The following is a 16555-nucleotide window of genomic DNA, read 5'->3' on the forward strand; positions in this document are numbered from 1 at the left end:
GGGCCTGTCGATGCGGTGTGACGCATCGGCGGCCCGCGTTCGTTCTACCCGCCCTACATTGGATCGCTCCTCATACCGGGTGGTAACATTTGTTGTCATCCCATCGCCCGGTACACCGTATGCCCGACAACTTCGATCAGCTCGCCGCCCTGATTCGCGGACGCTTTCAGGAACTCAGTCCGCAGTTCCAGATGGGGGCGGCGTTTCTGCTCGATCATCCCGATGAGGTCGCCGTTTCGTCGATGCGCAAGGTCGCCGAGCGCGCGCAGGTGCAACCCGCGTCGCTCGTGCGTCTGTCGCAGCAACTGGGTTTTCCGGGCTGGAACGAGTTGCGCGACCTGTTCGTCGCACGGGTGCGCACGCGTCCGGAGCCGCTGACCACGCGCGCGCGCTCGCTCGTCAAGGGCCATGCGAAAGACGCGCTCGCGCACGATCTGCTCGTCGCGCATCAGCACAATCTCGAAGTGACGGCGGCGCACAATGCGCGCGTCACCGTCGAGGCCGCGAAGCTGCTGCGGCGCGCATCGCACGTGCATGTCGCCGGCTTCCGGTCGTGTTATCCCGTCGCGTTCGGTCTTGTCTACGGATACCGTCTCTTTCGCTCGTCGGTATCGCTGCTGACGGGCGAAGCGGGCACGCTCGAAATGCAGTTGCGCGGCATCGGGCGCGATAGCGCAACCGTCGTCGTGAGCTTCGCGCCGTATTCCGTCGAAGCCGCGCGCGTCGCCGAGGCTGCGCTCGAAAAAGGCAGCAAGCTGATCGCCATCACCGACAGCGCCGTGTCGCCCATCGCGCTGAACGCCGACAAGGTGCTGATTTTTTCACACGAAAGCCCGTCGTTTTTTCCATCCCTCGTGGCGGCGACGGCGATCGCCGAATCGCTGGTCGCGCATCTGCTCGCGCTAGAAGGCACGGACGCCGTCCAGCAGCTCGAACTCGCCGAACAGTCGCTGCACGCAAAGGGCGCGTACGTACCCTGATGTACCTGATCGACGGGCCACGGCGTGTTCCGTGGCTCGAAACATGTGCGAGCGGCTGCGCACGGCGGCTTGCATCCTCATTGACAACATATGTTGCCGTGGCGTATAAATGCGCATCGCGTGTTGATTGATGTCAGAGGTGTCGTGTGTCGAAGCGGGGATGGGTGTTGCATCGGATAGCCGGCGAGCCGGCTGAAATCGGCCGGCAGCTCGGCGAGCTGGCCCGGCCGGTGTTCGATGCGTACATGCAGCAGAGCGCGGCCTGGCGCAGCGTGCGCGCGTGGCGCGGCCACGAGTTCGTGCGGCACCTGCGCGATACGGCGCTCGCGCACTTTCCCGACCAGGTGGCGGAACTCGACGGAATCGCGGCCGGCCTTGGCTGGTCAGCGGAAGACATTTTCCTGTGGAATTGCCGTGGCGAGCTGGTTCACAACACGTCCGACGGCTGCACGACGTTCGCAGCCATCGCAGGCGAAGAAACGCTGGTCGCGCACAACGAAGACGGCGATCCGTTCCTGCACGGCAAAGGCCTGATCGTCGATGTCCAGCCGACGGGCAAGCCCGGCTTCATCAGCTTCTACTACCCGGGCTCGCTGCCCGGACACACGTTTGCTGCGAACCGCGCCGGGCTCGTGCAGGCGATCAACAATCTGCGCATCCGTCAGCCGTTGACAGGCGTGCCCCGCATGATTCTCGCGCGCGCGGTGCTCGACGCATCGACGCTGGACGCCCCCGTGCATCTGCTGCAAGCCACGCCGCGCGCGAGCGGCTTCCATCACACGCTCGGCGCGGCGGGCGACAGTCGCGTGATGAGCGTCGAGGCGACGGCGATGCGCTGCTCGGTCGTGCCCGTCGCGCGCGCGTCGGCTCACGCGAATCACATGATCCATCGCGGCTGCGATCGCGAGGCGCAGATCGTCACCGATTCGTCGCGCGACCGTCAGGCGCGCGTCGCGGCGCTGCTCGAAGAGCGGGGCGTGGCCATCGACGGCGACGCGCTCGTGCAGATGCTGCACGACAAGGCGCCCGTCGGCCTGCCGATCTACCGCGAAGAGCCGAACGATCCCGACGACGAAAACACGCTCGCGACGGCGCTGTTTCGCATCCGTAACGACGGCGTCGCGCTGCAGGTGTACGCGCAACGCGCCGTCGTTTTCAACACTTTTATTGAACGCACCTGCACGCACGGCGGCCCGAACGCCACCGTTCTCCCTACCTCCAAGGAAAGCGCATGACTACCGTATTCCACCGCATGCCGAAGCAGACGTTGCCCGTCGCCGTGAAAGGCGAGGGCATCGAGATCATCGATTCGACGGGCAAGCGTTATATCGACGCATCGGGCGGCGCGGCCGTTTCGTGCCTGGGCCACAGCAACCAGCGCGTGATCGACGCGATCAAGCGCCAGGCGCAGCAACTGCCGTATGCGCACACGTCGTTCTTCACGACGCAGCCCGCCGAGGAACTCGCGAGCTATCTGGTCGACCGCGCGCCGCAAGGACTCGGGCACGTGTATTTCGTGTCGGGCGGCTCGGAGGCGATCGAGGCCGCACTGAAGCTCGCGCGCCAGTACTTCGTCGAAACGGGCGAGCTGCAGCGCCGTCATATCATCGCGCGGCGCCAGAGCTATCACGGCAATACGCTCGGTGCGCTCGCGATCGGCGGCAATGCGTGGCGCCGCGAGCCGTTCCTGCCGCTGCTGATCGACGCGCATCACGTGAGCCCGTGCTACGCGTATCGCGAGCAGCGCGCGGACGAAACGGAAGAGCAGTTCGCGCAGCGTCTTGCCGACGAACTCGAACAGAAGATTCTCGAACTCGGCTCGCAGACCGTCGCGGCCTTCGTCGCCGAAACGGTGGTCGGCGCGACGGCGGGTGCCGTGCCGCCCGTGCGCGAGTATTTCCGCAAGATTCGCGCGGTGTGCGACCGCTATGGCGTGCTGCTGATTCTCGATGAAATCATGTCGGGCATGGGCCGCACGGGCCATCTGTTCGCGTGCGAAGAAGACGGCGTGGTGCCTGATTTGCTGACCATCGCGAAGGGGCTCGGCGCGGGTTATCAGCCGATCGGCGCGACGCTCGTGAGCGACAAGATCTATAGCGCGATCACGGGCGGCTCGGGCTTCTTCCAGCACGGCCACACGTATATCGGCCACGCGACGGCCTGTGCCGCCGCGCTCGAAGTGCAGCGCGTGATCGCCGACGAGCATCTGCTCGACAACGTGAAAGCGCGCGGTGAACAGCTGCGTTCGCTGCTGCGCGAGCACTATGCGCAGCATCCGTATGTCGGCGACATTCGCGGCCGTGGTCTTTTCGTCGGCGTCGAGATGGTGAAAGACCGCGCGGCGAAAACGCCATTCGATGCGAAACTGAAGCTGCACGCCGCGATCAAACGCGAGGCGTTCCAGCGCGGTCTGATGGTGTATCCGATGGGCGGCACCGTCGACGGCAAGATCGGCGATCACGTGCTGCTCGCGCCGCCGTTCATCTGCACGCCGCGCGATATCGAGCAGATCGTCGGCCGCCTGACGGATGCAATCGAAGGCGCGCTTGCCGCGACGGGCGCTGCCTGATCCAAACCGAACCCACTCTCGAAGAACTTGCGATGACCAACCGTCTGCCCTCTTTCGACGCCAGCCACGCGTCGTCCGAACAGAAAGCCGTGCTGGATGAAATCCTGTCGGGGCCGCGCGGCAATCTGAACGGTCCGTTCCTCGGCTGGATTCATAGCCCGGAATTCGCGCAGCACGCGCAGCGCCTCGGCGCATTCTGCCGCTACAAGACGGGCCTGCCGCTGCGTCTGTCGGAACTGGCGATCCTCGTGACGGCGTCGCGCTGGCAGGCGCAGGCCGAGTGGTTCATCCACTATCCGATCGCCATCGACGCAGGCGTGCGCGCCGAAGACGCCGAGGCGATCCGGCAAGGCCGCGTCCCGTCATTCGCCGATGCCGACGACGCGCTCATCTATGCGTTCACGACTGAGCTATACGACGCGAAGCGCGTGTCGGACGCGACGTATGCGAAGGCCGTCGAGCGCTTCGGTCATGAAACGACGATCAACCTCGTCGGGTTGCTCGGCTATTACGCGCTGGTCGCAATGACGCTCAACGTGTTCGACATGCGCGCACAAGGGCAGGACTCACTGCCGTTCCCCGAATGAGCGCGACGCCTCAATAGCAACTCGCAACGAACCGTATCGAACGAAAAAGGCCCCGGCTGACGTTTCAGGTCAGCCGGGGCCTTCGTCCATCTGGCGGCGCATGAACCATCGCGTGCCGCCGCGTCACGTCGTTGCGCCTGCTTTGCACTGGGTTTGCGCTTAGTTGCCGCGGAACGTCGAGAAGATGCGTTGCTCGACGCTCGGACGCGAACCCGATTGCGACGAGCCAGCCGTCACGCCGCCGACTTCCGACGACTGCGCCGACGCGCCATATTGCGGCTTGGCCTTCGGATACGACACGTCGTTCTGGTCGAGCGTGCCGTTTTGCTGCGCGGCGACCAGCTCGGCTTGAACCTGTGCACGCGTCACAGGGCCATTGGCTTGCTGCGCGAACGAGACGGCGGGGACGATCAGCGCCGATGCGACGACGACTGCGGAAAGAAGCGATTTCATAGTGACCTCCGGGAACATTGTTGATGAGTTCGGTTGAAATGCTGTGTTCCGAACCGTTGAACCCAGTGTATTTCCGCGGAGGTGATGAAAAAAGCGCCTGTTTGGATAAATATTCTTGCTGCCACTGAGATAATCCGCGCGCCGTACCGCTTTCGAGGCGCTGCGGTGCGCTTCACGGCAGCGCCACGGATATCCGCCTATGATGAAGCTTCGGTCCACGCCTAAAGCCCACGCTGTCGGCGCGGCGCGCGTGACCGGTGCCTGGGGCCGCGGGATTCGGGCGAGACCGTCGCGGCAGGCATCGTGGCTGGAGACGCGCTGCACGAAGCGGGCATGAGATGGGAGAGTCTGATGAAGCGCAAGGCATCGGCAGTCTGGCAGGGCGGTCTGCAGGACGGCAAGGGTTCGATCTCAACCGATAGCGGTGTCCTCAAGGACACGCAGTATTCGTTCTCGACGCGCTTCGAAAACGGCATCGGCACGAATCCCGAAGAGCTGATCGCGGCGGCACATGCGGGATGCTTTTCGATGGCGTTGTCGGCGGAACTCGGCAAGGCGAATATCAAACCCGAGCGTATCGCCACCACGGCGACGGTCACGCTCGACAAGGACGGCGGCGGCTTCGCGGTGACGGCTTCGCATCTCGACGTCGTCGTGAAGATTCCGGGTGGCGACAAGGCCGCGTTCGACAAGGCGGCCGCGGATGCCAAGGCGGGTTGCCCGATCTCGAAGGTATTGAACGCGACAATCACGATGGACGCGAAGCTCGAAACCTGAGCCTTCGCGGCACGCAACGCAGCGCTTTTTCGCGTGAAAGCCGCTGCGCGCCACCTGCTTGCCCGCTTCGCGCGTGCGTGCCAGTCCTGCGTGCGCGAAGCGGCTTACCCGCGGTTTCTGTTCAGCCCTCGACGGAGCGGCCATGACATCACAGGCAGACAAGGCGCGCGCATTTCGCGCGCTGCACGAGGCGAGCGATCCGTTCGTCATTCCCAATCCGTGGGACATTGGTTCCGCGCGTCTGCTGGAAGCGCTCGGCTTCAAGTCGCTCGCGACGACGAGCGCGGGTTACGCGTTTTCGCGCGGTGTGCCGGATAACGCAGTGGGCCGCGAGCAGATGATCCAGCATCTCGCCGATCTCGCGCCGGCGACGAATCTGCCCGTCAGCGCGGACCTCGAAAACGGCTTCGGCGACGCGCCGGAAGACGCCGCCGAGACGATCCGCCAGGCGGCAGCGGCGGGTGTCGTGGGCGGTTCGATCGAAGATGCGACGGGCCGCGCCAGCGATCCCATTTACGCACACGACCTCGCCGTCGAGCGCGTGCGCGCTGCCGTCGAAGTGGCGCGCGCTCTGCCGTTTCCGTTCATGCTGACGGCGCGCGCGGAAAACCACCTCGTGGGCCGCCCCGATCTCGCGGACACGATTCGCCGCCTGCAAGCCTTCCAGGAAGCGGGGGCCGATGTGCTCTACGCGCCAGGCCTTAAGACGCGCGAGGACATCACCGCCGTGGTCAGTTCCGTCGACCGGCCCGTCAACGTGTTGATGGGCATGGCGGGCATGCCGTTTACCGTCGAAGAGCTCGCGCAGATGGGCGTGAAGCGGATCAGCGTGGGCGGTGCGCTCGCGCGCGCGGCGCTGGGCGCGATGCTGCGTGCGGCGAAGGAAATGCTCGAGCGCGGCACCTTCACGTATACCAGCGAAGCGGCGACGATGAAGGAGATTACCGATCTGTTCGCTTCCGTGCGAAAGCCCGATCGAGCCGGATGACAGGATTGAAGCCACGCCCGCCGCGTGGTTTTGCCTTGAATTCTTGAATGTCCAGTCATAAACTGGCCTGCATGAGCGATAACACTGTATCCCGCCGCACGTCTGGCGCCGCCAGGAACGCCAGGCCCGACGCCGTCAGCGCGCGCGGCCGTCCACGCGAATTCGACACCGACACGGTGCTTGCCGAGGCGAGCAAGGTGTTCTGGCGCCAAGGCTTTCACGCAACGTCCGTCGACGATCTCTGCAACGCGACGGGCGTGCTGCGCGGCAGCCTGTACGGCGTATTCGGCGACAAGCACGGCATCATGATGGCGGCGCTCGACCATTACGCGGACAAGGCCATTGCCGGTCTCGTCGAGCGGCTGAACGCGAACGTGCCGCCCGACGTGGCCGTGCGGAACGCGCTGCTGCACCACGCGCGCATCTCGTCGACGCTCACGGGCTGCTTCATTACGAACAGCACGCTCGAATTGCAGCCCGAAGACGAGGCGCTGCACGCGAAAATCCGCGCGATCCAGCGGCGCGTCGTCACGCTGCTTGCGGCAGCCGTCATTCGCGGACAGGCTGCGGGCGTGTTCAATGGCGATCTCGACGAAAAGACGGTCGCCGATTTCCTGCTGTGCATGACGCAAGGCCTGCGCGTGCTGGGCAAATGCAAGCGCAAGGAAGACGAACTGAAAGCAATCGTCGACATTGCGATGCGCGCGCTGACCTGAAATTTTTTTACCGAATTTTTGAACGATCAGTCATGAATCAGACATGCATGAAGAGATCCGGTGCGAGCCAGCACGCCGGAAATGCCGTATCGCATGCCGATGCGCAGGTACATGAGCGCTTCGAACGGCAGGGACTCGCACTGACGGTGCTCTTCGTCGGCGCGTTTCTCGCGCCGCTCGACTATTTCATCGTCAATCTCGCGCTGCCCGCGATCCACACGGGCCTGAACGCGACCGACGCGCAGTTGCAGCTGATCGTCTCCGCGTATGCATCGGCGTATGCGGTGCTGTTGATCACGGGCGGCCGCCTCGGCGATCTGTTCGGCAGGCGGCGCATGTTCATGACGGGCATGGCGGGCTTCGTCGTCGCGTCGGCGCTGTGCGGCTTTGCGCCCAACGGGCACGTGCTCGTGATCGCGCGCATCGTGCAGGGCATGGCCGCGTCCGTGATGGCGCCGCAGGTGCTGGCCACCGTGCGCGCCGTCGTGCCGCTTCATCAGCAGACGCGCGTGATGGGCTTCTACGGTTTCGTGTTCGGGCTTGCATCGATCGTCGGGCAACTGGGCGGCGGCGCGCTGATTACTTATCAGCCGTTCGGTCTCGACTGGCGCGCGATCTTTCTGATTAACATTCCCGTCGGCCTGCTGGCGTTCGTCGGCGCGTGGAAGTTCGTGCCGGAGAATCAGCCCGAGACGCGCGACAGCGTCGATCTGAAGGGCGTGGCGTTGCTGTCGCTGGTGCTGATCCTGTTGATCTATCCGATGACGCATGGACGCGAAGCCGGCTGGCCGTGGTGGACCTTCGCGATGTTCGCGCTTGCCGTGCCCGCGCTTGCCGCGTTCGTCGCCACCGAGCGGCAGGTCGAGCGCAAGGGTGGCAGCCCGCTCGTCGATCTGCAACTGTTCCGCAACCCCGCGTTCTCGACGGGGCTCGTGATTGCGTTCCTGTTCTATTGCAACAGCGCGTTCTTTCTCACGTATGGCATCTATCTGCAGACGGGCTTGCACAGGACGCCGCTGCAATCCGGCATCGCGATCATGCCGTTCGCGGTCGGCTTCGTCGCCGGGCCGCTGACGTCGCCCGTCGTCGTGAAGCGCATCGGCGCGCATGTGCTGACGCTCGGCTTTGGGATGATGGCCGTCGGCTTCTCGTTGACCGGCTGGGCCGCGACGCACGCGGCGCTCGGCACGCTGTTCTATGGCGGACTGGTGTTCGCGGGTGTCGGCCAGGGGCTCGTGCTGCCGTCGATCATGCGCATCGTGCTCGGCGAAGTCGCGCCGGCGAAGGCGGGACTCGCATCGGGCGTCGTCACGTCGACGCTTCAGATCGGCTCTGCGTTCGGCACGGCTGCGATCAGCGGCGCATTCTTCGGTGCGCTGTCCGCGCAGGCTTCGGCGGCGGGTTATGCGTATGCGTTCCAGCGCAGCCTCGCGATCAACGCGGTGCTGATGGTGGTCTGCATCGTCCTCAGCGTGACGCTTGTCCGGCATCAGCAAGTCGCTCATCGGCGCGCGATAAAGGTCGCCTAAAGACTGCTGCAAGCCGTTTTAGACAGCGCTTGAAAGCCCGCTTAGGGAAAATCCCGAGTCGCCGGATAATTCCGCATATTTGTATTGGCGCCGAACAAAAGCGCGTTGAAATATCAACTGATATCGTTTTCGGCGCGTACAGTCATACCATTTAGCATCGTCGCATGGCGCATTGCAACCGATTTTCCCGTTCAGCAGTGATGCGATTATTTACTGGTGGCGCCGATTTTCTCCGGCATCAATCCTTTTAATCCGCGTTAACGTGGAGAAAGCGCGGAGAATGTCATGGTTATGACAGGTGGTGGTCGGGCGTATTTACACTTACCCGGCACGATCGGTCTAAACTGCCTGCCAAAACCTGCTGCGCAACAGCATTCGGCCTTCTGCCACAGTCGATTTGGACACTAAACAACAATGAACGAACGTTCGGGATATAAGCCGCGCTATTGCGAATTGGCTGAAAACGCTTCCAGGAAAAAATACTTGATCCCGAAATATTCAATTGTTAATCTTCGTCCACTCTTATTAATTCGTTGGACGGCGGTGCGTTTATCGCAGTGAATTTTCAGCCAGCCTAATGCTTATATCGGGGACATCCATGCTGACTGCTACTTACACTTACGACGCATTTGATACGACACAAGCAGCGCAATTCAATGTCGGCGACGTGGTGACGCTCAAGACGGGCGGCTCGCGCATGACGGTGACGTATATTGGACCGGTCGCAGGGGAAGCGGGGGAACGGCTCGTCTGCCAATGGTTCGACGAGCAGGGCGAACTGCGTCAGGAAACTTTCGCGCAGGATAACGTGCGGCGCCAGCCGCGCTCGATTCCCGCGGGATCGGTGCATCAGCACAAGTTCATCAGCGTCGTGATGCGTTGAAAACGAAGGCGCGCCCGAGCGGCGCGTCTTGCATTCACTCTCTACCTGTGCCGGGCCTTCGCGCCCGGCACATTTCGTTAACGCTCCTTCATCAACGCCGCGCTTGCGTCGCCATTCTCACGGCGAGGCCCGCGAGCACCGTGCCCATCAGCCAGCGCTGAATGACGAGCCATGTCGGCTTGCGCGTGAGAAACCCGGCAATCGATCCAGCGGTAATCGCGACGGTCGAATTCACTGAAATGCTCAACACGATCTGAATAGCGCCGAATATCAGTGACTGTCCGAGCACGCTGCCTTGCTGCGGATCGATGAACTGCGGCAGCAGCGACAGATACAGCACCGCGATCTTCGGGTTCAGCAGATTCGTGACGAAGCCCATCGTGAAGAGCTTGCGCGGGCTGTCGGCGGGCAACTCGCGCACCTGGAACGGCGAGCGGCCGCCCGGCTTCACGGTTTGCCACGCGAGATACAGCAGATACAACGCGCCGCCGAAACGCAGCGCGTCATACGCGAACGGTACCGCGAGCAGCAGCGCCGTGATGCCGAATGCCGCGCAGAACATATAGAACACGAAGCCGAGCGCGACGCCGCCGAGCGAAATCAGACCGGCCGTGCGGCCCTGGCTGATCGAGCGCGAGACCAGATAGATCATGTTGGGCCCCGGCGTGAGCGCCATGCCGAGCGCGACGAGGGCGAATGCGAGCAGATGCGTGGTTTGAGGCATTGCATGGGCTCCCGTGTATGGAAAGAGCGGAAAGAGCGATCGACGGATCGCGACAAGAGGCCCAGGCGCGCGGCGGAACGCGAGCGTGCTCGCGGTTCGCGTTCCCCGGTGGTGGTCCACCTCGAGCGCCAGTTGCGCGAACGGTTCATTGTTGCGCGCGAGGCGAGCGCATGCCAGAGACAGAATCGGCGCTGCTTGTCGATACACTTGGGCGCGCGAGCGCGGCAGTTTGCAGCCGCGTGTATGTGATGCGCTCGCCGTTTTCTCGCAGACGCGTCGATCCGTAGCGAACGCCGTTCGTCAACCCGCAGTCAACCACGCTCAACCGCGTAGCGGCCGGAAGAAACGCCGGATTTCTTCGGCAAGCAGCGCGGGCTCTTCCATCGCGGCGAAATGCCCGCCGCGCGGCATGTCGGAGAACTGCGTGACGTTGAACACGCGCTCGATCCACGAGCGCGGCGGCTGGCTGATTTCTTTCGGAAAGCGCGCAAAGCCGAGCGGCGTCGTTGCGCGCTGGCCGGGCTCGAAGCGCAAGGGCCGCGCGCGCGTTTCCGCATAGAGCCGCACCGACGAGCCGATGGTCTGCGTGTGCCAGTACAGCGACAGGTCGGTCAGCAGCTGATCCTTCGAAAACGCGCGCTCGATATCGCCATTGCAATCGCTCCACGCGCGGAATTTCTCGACGATCCATGCGGCCAGGCCCACAGGCGAGTCGTTCAATGCGAATGCGAGCGTCTGCGGTTTCGTGCCGTGCATGTGCGCGTACGCGCCTTCGGCATCGGCCCATGTGGCTTTGGCTGCGAGAAAGTCCTGCTCTTCCGGTGTGACGGGCGGATCGCTTGCGCTCAGGCCCGGTGCGTACGAACTCGGCAGAAAATTGAGGTGAATGCCGTCGACGTGCTGCGCATGGTTCGCGGCCAACGCCATCGATACGGCCGCGCCCAGATCGCCGCCTTGCGCGCCGAAGCGCGCGTAGCCGAGGCTGCGCATCAGTTCGGCCCACAGGTCTGCGATCGCGAACACCGACATGCCGGGCTTCGACGGACGCTCGGAAAAACCGTAGCCGGGCATCGACGGCACGACGACGTCGAATGCGTCGGCTGGGTCCGCGCCCACGGATGCCGGATCGCACAAATGCGGCAGCAGCTCGATGAACTCGACGAACGAACCGGGCCATCCATGCGTGATGACGAGCGGATAGGGCTTCGGACCGATGCCGCGCCGATGCAGAAAATGCACGTCGAGCCCGCCGACGCGCGCAATGAACTGCGGCTCGCGGTTGAGCCGCGCTTCCATCGCGCGCCAGTCATATGTGTTTGCCCAGTAGTCGACGAGTTCGCGCAGATAGCGCGGATCGGTACCGAGCGCCCACGGCGGAGTGTCGAATGCATCGGGCCAGCGCGTTTGCGTGAGGCGCGCGTTGAGCGCCGCAAGCTCTGCATCGGGAATCGCAATCTGGAACGGTGTGATCTGCATCGGCATGACTCCGGCATGATTCGTTTTCGTGCAAGCGGTTCACGGTTCAGGTGAGCGTCACTTTGTTGAACGGTCGCGCGACTCGCGCATCTGCACACGCTCGCCGAGCATCTTCGTGAAGGTCCGCATGCTGATGACGCGCCGCGAGCGCACCACTTCGCCTTCGAGATTGACGGGCGGATTCGGCTGAAATGCCCAGTAGAGCGCGATCAGCCAGCCAAATACGGTCCAGCCCATGCACGCATTGAAGAGCGCAATGGTCAGCACGTCATGGCGCTTGCGGCGATCGGCGACGATGGACGGCAGGAAGTACAGACCCAGCGCGACCACGGCCGCGACGCCTTGAACCACGATGTTGTAGCTCATCGAGGGCCTCCCAGGCGCGTCGTAGTTATGCGTGCATTGTCGCGCGAATGCGCGACGTGCGCACGCCGCGTGGAAAGCGCCCTGCAAGCCTGCGCCAGACAGCAATCGGGCGCTGTGCCGCAGCGTCGTCACGGATCGGATGAATTCGGCGATGCGGGCGCCAGGGGCTTATCATGTGCGTTTCGACTGCCCCGGATTGCCATCATGATCTCCGACGAAACCCAACAGGCTCACAAGCTGAATCACGACACGCTGCGCGAATTCGTCGATCGCAAATGGAACGATGAGATCGTGCCGGCGCTGACCGACTACATCGCCGTGCCGGCGAAGAGCCCGGCGTTCGATCCCGACTGGCAGAAGCACGGCTATATCGAGCGCGTGATCACCGAGGCCGCGAAGTGGGCCGAGCAGCAGCCCGTGCGCGGACTGAAGCTCGAAATCGTTCGCTTGCCGGGCCGCACGCCCGTGATCTTTTTCGAATCGCCGGCGACGCGTTCGGGCAGCACGGAGACGATCGTGCTATACGGCCATCTCGACAAGCAGCCTGAATTCGACGGCTGGCGCAAGGACCTTGGTCCGTGGACGCCGAAGCTCGAAGACGACAAGCTCTACGGCCGAGGCGGCGCCGACGACGGTTACGCGATCTACGCGAGCCTCACGGCGCTGGCGGCGCTCGACGCGCAAGGCATTGAGCGGCCGCGCTGCGTCGGCCTGATCGAAACGTGCGAAGAGTCGGGCAGCTACGATCTGCTGCCGTATGTCGACGCATTGCGTGAGCGGCTCGGCAAGGTCGGGCTCGTCGTGTGCCTGGATTCGGGCGCGGGCAACTACGATCAGCTGTGGCTGACCACGTCGCTGCGCGGTCTCGTCTCCGGCGATCTCGAAGTGCAGGTGCTCGACGAAGGCATTCACTCGGGCAGCTACGGCGGCATCGCACCGTCGAGCTTCCGCATCATGCGTCAACTGTTCGAGCGGCTCGAAGACGCCGCGGACGGCACGCTGCTGCCGAAGGGCTTCTATTGCCCGATTCCGCTCGACCGTCTGAGCGAAGTCGAAGCGACCGCGAAGATTCTCGGCGATGACGTGTGGAAGAAGCTGCCATGGTCGTGCGGCCAGGACGGCGGCCCGGTGCTGCCGACGACGGCCGATCCGAAAGAGGCGCTGCTCAATTCGACGTGGCGTCCGTCGCTGTCGGTGACGGGCGCGGCGGGGCTGCCTTCGCTCGCCGATGCGGGCAACGTGCTGCGTCCGCGCACGGCGTTCAAGTTGTCGCTGCGCCTGCCGCCCCTTGTCGAAGCGGCCAAGGCCGTGCAGCAGTTGAAGTCGCTGCTGGAGTTCGATCCGCCGTACAACGCGAAGGTCACGTTCAAGCCGGACGCGGGCGCCGCGACGGGCTGGAACGCGCCGGAGCTCGCGCCGTGGCTGGCCACCGCGTTGAACGACGCATCGCGCCAGCATTACGGCGCGGACGTCGCGTTCATCGGGCAGGGCGGCACGATCCCGCTGATGAACGTGCTGAAAGCGGGCTTTCCGACCTCGCAGTTCATGGTGTGCGGCGTGCTAGGGCCGAAGTCGAACGCGCACGGTCCGAACGAGTTTCTGCATGTGCCGTATGGGAAGAAGCTGACGGCGGCCGTGGCGGAAGTGATTGCTGCCGCGCCTTGACGTTATCCTTGAAGCCGTCCTTGTAGTTGTTCTTCAAGTTGTCCGTCAAGTTGTTCTCCGAACGTTCGCATCACGGACGTTCTCGCGCGGGAGGGGCCGGCTGGTTCCTTCCGCTGTCCAGCTACCTCCTTTGAACGAGCCCATCATCGAATGAACGACACGCGCATTGCCCAGAGGTCCGCTCCGCGCATTCCGGCCGATCAACTGCACGCCTATGTGCGCGCGATCTGGGAGCAGGCGGGCAGCGCGCCGCGCGAAGCCCAGCTCGTCGCCGATCATCTCGTCGTGGCCAATCTGACGGGACACGATTCGCATGGCGTCGGCATGATTCCACGCTATGTCGATTCGTTGCGCGATCACGAGTTGAAGCTCAATGGTCACGCGAGTGTCGTCAAGGACGTCGGCGCCGTGCTGACGATCGACGGTGGCAAGGCCTTCGGCCAGGTCGTCGCGCATGAAGCGATGGAACTCGGCATCGAGCGCGCGAACAAGCTCGGCGTGTGTGCCGTCGCGCTGCGCAACGCGCATCACATCGGCCGCATCGGGCATTGGGCCGAGCAGTGCGCGAAGGCGGGCTTCGTGTCGTTTCACTTCGTCAACGTGGCGGGCGATCCGCTCGTCGCGCCGTTCGGCGGCGCGGACCGCCGCATCGGCACGAATCCGTTTTGCGCGGCATTTCCGCGCGCGGGCAAGGCGCCGCTCGTGCTCGACTTCGCCACCAGCGCCGTCGCTTATGGCAAGACGCGCGTCGCGTACAACCAGGGCAAGGAGGTGCCGCCCGGTTCGCTGATCGATCACGAAGGCAAGCCGACCGTCGATCCCGCCGTGATGATGCAGGCGCCGTTCGGCGCGCTGATGCCCGTCGGCGGGCAGGCGGGCGGCCACAAGGGCTTCGGTCTCGCGGCGATGTGCGAGATCTTAGGCGGCGCGCTGTCGGGTGGCTACACGACGCACGACGACACGCTCCAACAGACCAACGCGATCATCAACTGCATGCTGTCGGTGATCGTCGATCCCAACGCATTCGATGCGCCGAACGCCGAAGCCGAGGCCGATGCGTTCGTCCAGTGGGTGAAGGCGTCGCCGGTTGCCGCCGGCGCGGAACGCATCTACGCGCCGGGCGAACCGGAGCGCGCGACGCGTGCCGAGCGCGAGGCCAACGGCATTCCCGTCGATCCCGAGACGTGGCGGCAGATCCGCGATGCGGCGCTTGCGGCAGGGTTGTCCCCGGAGCAGGCCGACGGCTGGTCGGTGCGTCTGCGATAGCGCACGAACGACCAACACGCGAACGACCAACACGCGAACGACCAACGCGCGCGATACTGAGCAACCTTCGCGTGACGACGGCATTCGGTTGACACAAAAAGCGGCGTGCATGATGTTGCATCAGCATCAGCATGCGCGCGTCACGCGACTGATTCACAGGCAATGCGCGGGCGCTCGTCGCGCCCCGTGAAAACGCCATTCATCGCGCATTCGAAATTCGCAATGCCGCTTTTTCGCCCGTATTGCCTCGATTTAACAAATGTGCGCAATACGGACGATTACCGATAGCCTCATCCGCGGGCAAAAACGCCCGAAATTTAAAGCAAATATTCTAATGACGACTTTGCGCCCTTTTAAAGGACGTGAAAGCGTGCGCCCCTAGAGCTTTGCTTCGATTCGCAATCGTTTGCGCAGGCGGCGCCAGTCAAGAAGCCCGCCCGGCGGGCATCGCAATCCTTATGACGAACTGCTCCCTTCTGTTCGTTAGGCCTCCCCCAACGTATTCCGGTCTGTTTTAGGCTCGCATTGCTTCACCTGGCGTTTAACCTTAAAGGACCGTTCAAAATGAATCTGCAAAACCATCACGCCTGCCGTCCATTCCTCGAAGCGGGCAATCTGTCGCAAATCTCCGCTTATTACGAAGAAGAGCGCAATGTCATGTGGATGATATTGCGGGCGCAGCCGCGTCCATGCTTCAACCTCGAACTCGTCCACGACATTCTCGAACTGGCGCAGGCCGCGCGCGATTCGCGCCTGCCGATCGATTTCTGGGTCACGGGCTCGGCCATTCCGTCGATGTTCAACGTCGGCGGCGACCTCAATTTCTTCGCCGATGTGATCCGCTCGGGTCGCCGGCAGGAACTGATGGCATACGCGCGCGCCTGCGTCGATTGTGTGCATGCGGCGGCGCGCGGCTTCGACACGGGGGCGATCTCGATCGCGATGATCGAGGGCTCGGCGCTGGGCGGCGGCTTCGAAGCCGCGCTCGCGCATCACTTCGTGCTCGCGCAGAACGACGCGCGCATGGGCTTTCCCGAGATCGCGTTCAACCTGTTCCCCGGCATGGGCGGCTATTCGCTCGTCGCGCGCAAGGCGGGCATGCGCCTCGCGGAGGAACTGATCGGCGGCGGCGAATCGCACACGGCCGAGTGGCATGCGAGCCGCGGTCTCGTCGATCAACTCTTCGAGCCGGGCGAAGCGTACGTGGCGACGCGTACCTTCATCGATACGCTGCGCCCGAAGCTCAACGGCATCCGCGCGATGGTGCGGGCGCGTCAGCGTGTATTGCAGCTTTCGCGCGCCGAGCTGATGGAGATCACGGAGGACTGGGTGCAGGCCGCGTTCACGATCGAGGAGAAAGACCTCGCGTTCATGGAGCGGCTCGTGATGCTGCAGAACCGCCGCACGGGGAATCTGCGTCAGGCGGCCGTGAACGCCGCATGAACGCGATGAGTCGCGCGATCGGCACGGAAGCAATCAGCACGGACGCAATCAGCGCAACCATCAGCACAACCATCAGTACAGCAATCATCAACGCAGCAAACAGGCAGCACACAGCATGCATTTAGCGGTAGCC

At 63.7% G+C, this 16555-nt stretch carries 16 protein-coding genes and 1 riboswitch; of the genes, 12 read left to right on the forward strand and 4 right to left on the reverse strand.

The window, feature by feature from the left end; translation table 11 throughout:
- Positions 1-119 precede the first annotated feature (119 nt).
- The 4 genes from GCT13_RS06665 to GCT13_RS06680 all read left to right on the forward strand — a co-directional run bounded on the left by GCT13_RS06665 (position 120) and on the right by GCT13_RS06680 (position 4136).
- Entirely contained in the window at positions 120-980 is an 861-nt protein-coding gene (locus GCT13_RS06665; protein ID WP_152756173.1) for a MurR/RpiR family transcriptional regulator, read from the forward strand.
- 146 nt (positions 981-1126) lie between these two features.
- Complete coding sequence (locus tag GCT13_RS06670; protein ID WP_321574219.1) at positions 1127-2215, forward strand: C45 family peptidase; 1089 nt, start codon at positions 1127-1129, stop codon at positions 2213-2215.
- Positions 2212-3549, forward strand: a complete 1338-nt coding sequence (locus tag GCT13_RS06675) for an aspartate aminotransferase family protein (RefSeq protein WP_152756175.1) — start codon at positions 2212-2214, stop codon at positions 3547-3549. Before GCT13_RS06670 ends, GCT13_RS06675 begins: the two co-directional genes overlap by 4 nt.
- A gap of 32 nt (positions 3550-3581) precedes the next feature.
- The gene (locus tag GCT13_RS06680) at positions 3582-4136 is read left to right on the forward strand and encodes a carboxymuconolactone decarboxylase family protein (RefSeq protein WP_152756177.1); all 555 of its coding nucleotides are present in this window, start codon (positions 3582-3584) and stop codon (positions 4134-4136) included.
- A 159-nt stretch (positions 4137-4295) separates the two neighbouring features.
- Here GCT13_RS06680 and GCT13_RS06685 read toward each other — a convergent pair whose 3' ends face one another.
- Entirely contained in the window at positions 4296-4589 is a 294-nt protein-coding gene (locus GCT13_RS06685; protein ID WP_152756179.1) for a DUF4148 domain-containing protein, read from the reverse strand.
- A 351-nt stretch (positions 4590-4940) separates the two neighbouring features.
- Here GCT13_RS06685 and GCT13_RS06690 point away from each other — a divergent pair, with 351 nt between their 5' ends.
- The 5 genes from GCT13_RS06690 to GCT13_RS06710 all read left to right on the forward strand — a co-directional run bounded on the left by GCT13_RS06690 (position 4941) and on the right by GCT13_RS06710 (position 9482).
- Positions 4941-5366 (forward strand): OsmC family protein, encoded by a 426-nt coding sequence (locus tag GCT13_RS06690; protein WP_087737290.1) that lies wholly within the window; start codon positions 4941-4943, stop codon positions 5364-5366.
- A 142-nt stretch (positions 5367-5508) separates the two neighbouring features.
- A complete protein-coding gene (locus GCT13_RS06695; protein ID WP_152756181.1) occupies positions 5509-6354 on the forward strand; it encodes an isocitrate lyase/PEP mutase family protein in 846 nt (281 codons plus the stop codon).
- 71 nt (positions 6355-6425) lie between these two features.
- Positions 6426-7070: a TetR/AcrR family transcriptional regulator gene (locus tag GCT13_RS06700; protein WP_152756184.1), complete on the forward strand. Its 645-nt coding sequence runs from the start codon at positions 6426-6428 to the stop codon at positions 7068-7070.
- 47 nt (positions 7071-7117) lie between these two features.
- The gene (locus GCT13_RS06705; protein WP_227746738.1) at positions 7118-8599 is read left to right on the forward strand and encodes an MFS transporter; all 1482 of its coding nucleotides are present in this window, start codon (positions 7118-7120) and stop codon (positions 8597-8599) included.
- A gap of 598 nt (positions 8600-9197) precedes the next feature.
- The gene (locus GCT13_RS06710) at positions 9198-9482 is read left to right on the forward strand and encodes a YodC family protein (protein WP_152756186.1); all 285 of its coding nucleotides are present in this window, start codon (positions 9198-9200) and stop codon (positions 9480-9482) included.
- A 91-nt stretch (positions 9483-9573) separates the two neighbouring features.
- Here GCT13_RS06710 and GCT13_RS06715 read toward each other — a convergent pair whose 3' ends face one another.
- The 3 genes from GCT13_RS06715 to GCT13_RS06725 all read right to left on the reverse strand — a co-directional run bounded on the left by GCT13_RS06715 (position 9574) and on the right by GCT13_RS06725 (position 12048).
- Positions 9574-10206: a LysE family translocator gene (locus tag GCT13_RS06715; protein ID WP_152756188.1), complete on the reverse strand. Its 633-nt coding sequence runs from the start codon at positions 10204-10206 to the stop codon at positions 9574-9576.
- A 52-nt stretch (positions 10207-10258) separates the two neighbouring features.
- Positions 10259-10352, reverse strand: a riboswitch (ZMP/ZTP riboswitch).
- 175 nt (positions 10353-10527) lie between these two features.
- Positions 10528-11682: an epoxide hydrolase family protein gene (locus tag GCT13_RS06720; RefSeq protein ID WP_152756190.1), complete on the reverse strand. Its 1155-nt coding sequence runs from the start codon at positions 11680-11682 to the stop codon at positions 10528-10530.
- A gap of 57 nt (positions 11683-11739) precedes the next feature.
- The gene (locus GCT13_RS06725) at positions 11740-12048 is read right to left on the reverse strand and encodes a superinfection immunity protein (protein ID WP_152756192.1); all 309 of its coding nucleotides are present in this window, start codon (positions 12046-12048) and stop codon (positions 11740-11742) included.
- Positions 12049-12252: 204 nt separating this feature from the next.
- Here GCT13_RS06725 and GCT13_RS06730 point away from each other — a divergent pair, with 204 nt between their 5' ends.
- The 3 genes from GCT13_RS06730 (at position 12253) to GCT13_RS06740 (ending at position 16422) form a co-directional block, all read left to right on the forward strand.
- Positions 12253-13713, forward strand: coding sequence for a M20 family metallopeptidase (locus GCT13_RS06730; RefSeq protein ID WP_152756194.1), 1461 nt, complete (start codon positions 12253-12255; stop codon positions 13711-13713).
- 150 nt (positions 13714-13863) lie between these two features.
- Positions 13864-14979, forward strand: a complete 1116-nt coding sequence (locus GCT13_RS06735; RefSeq protein WP_152756196.1) for a malate/lactate/ureidoglycolate dehydrogenase — start codon at positions 13864-13866, stop codon at positions 14977-14979.
- A 564-nt stretch (positions 14980-15543) separates the two neighbouring features.
- Positions 15544-16422 (forward strand): crotonase/enoyl-CoA hydratase family protein, encoded by an 879-nt coding sequence (locus GCT13_RS06740; protein ID WP_152756217.1) that lies wholly within the window; start codon positions 15544-15546, stop codon positions 16420-16422.
- Positions 16423-16555: the final 133 nt, after the last annotated feature.

This window comes from Paraburkholderia franconis (assembly GCF_009362735.1).
Classification (GTDB): domain Bacteria; phylum Pseudomonadota; class Gammaproteobacteria; order Burkholderiales; family Burkholderiaceae; genus Paraburkholderia; species Paraburkholderia franconis.

What these genes read in the sequence shown, in the direction of transcription:
- GCT13_RS06665 (WP_152756173.1), top strand. Translation starts at nt 120, where the DNA reads ATGCCCGACAACTTCGATCAGCTCGCCGCCCTGATTCGCGGACGCTTT.
- GCT13_RS06675 (WP_152756175.1), top strand. Translation starts at nt 2,212, where the DNA reads ATGACTACCGTATTCCACCGCATGCCGAAGCAGACGTTGCCCGTCGCC.
- GCT13_RS06680 (WP_152756177.1), top strand. Translation starts at nt 3,582, where the DNA reads ATGACCAACCGTCTGCCCTCTTTCGACGCCAGCCACGCGTCGTCCGAA.
- GCT13_RS06685 (WP_152756179.1), bottom strand. Translation starts at nt 4,589, where the DNA reads ATGAAATCGCTTCTTTCCGCAGTCGTCGTCGCATCGGCGCTGATCGTC.
- GCT13_RS06690 (WP_087737290.1), top strand. Translation starts at nt 4,941, where the DNA reads ATGAAGCGCAAGGCATCGGCAGTCTGGCAGGGCGGTCTGCAGGACGGC.
- GCT13_RS06695 (WP_152756181.1), top strand. Translation starts at nt 5,509, where the DNA reads ATGACATCACAGGCAGACAAGGCGCGCGCATTTCGCGCGCTGCACGAG.
- GCT13_RS06700 (WP_152756184.1), top strand. Translation starts at nt 6,426, where the DNA reads ATGAGCGATAACACTGTATCCCGCCGCACGTCTGGCGCCGCCAGGAAC.
- GCT13_RS06705 (WP_227746738.1), top strand. Translation starts at nt 7,118, where the DNA reads ATGAAGAGATCCGGTGCGAGCCAGCACGCCGGAAATGCCGTATCGCAT.
- GCT13_RS06710 (WP_152756186.1), top strand. Translation starts at nt 9,198, where the DNA reads ATGCTGACTGCTACTTACACTTACGACGCATTTGATACGACACAAGCA.
- GCT13_RS06715 (WP_152756188.1), bottom strand. Translation starts at nt 10,206, where the DNA reads ATGCCTCAAACCACGCATCTGCTCGCATTCGCCCTCGTCGCGCTCGGC.
- GCT13_RS06720 (WP_152756190.1), bottom strand. Translation starts at nt 11,682, where the DNA reads ATGCAGATCACACCGTTCCAGATTGCGATTCCCGATGCAGAGCTTGCG.
- GCT13_RS06725 (WP_152756192.1), bottom strand. Translation starts at nt 12,048, where the DNA reads ATGAGCTACAACATCGTGGTTCAAGGCGTCGCGGCCGTGGTCGCGCTG.
- GCT13_RS06730 (WP_152756194.1), top strand. Translation starts at nt 12,253, where the DNA reads ATGATCTCCGACGAAACCCAACAGGCTCACAAGCTGAATCACGACACG.
- GCT13_RS06735 (WP_152756196.1), top strand. Translation starts at nt 13,864, where the DNA reads ATGAACGACACGCGCATTGCCCAGAGGTCCGCTCCGCGCATTCCGGCC.
- GCT13_RS06740 (WP_152756217.1), top strand. Translation starts at nt 15,544, where the DNA reads ATGAATCTGCAAAACCATCACGCCTGCCGTCCATTCCTCGAAGCGGGC.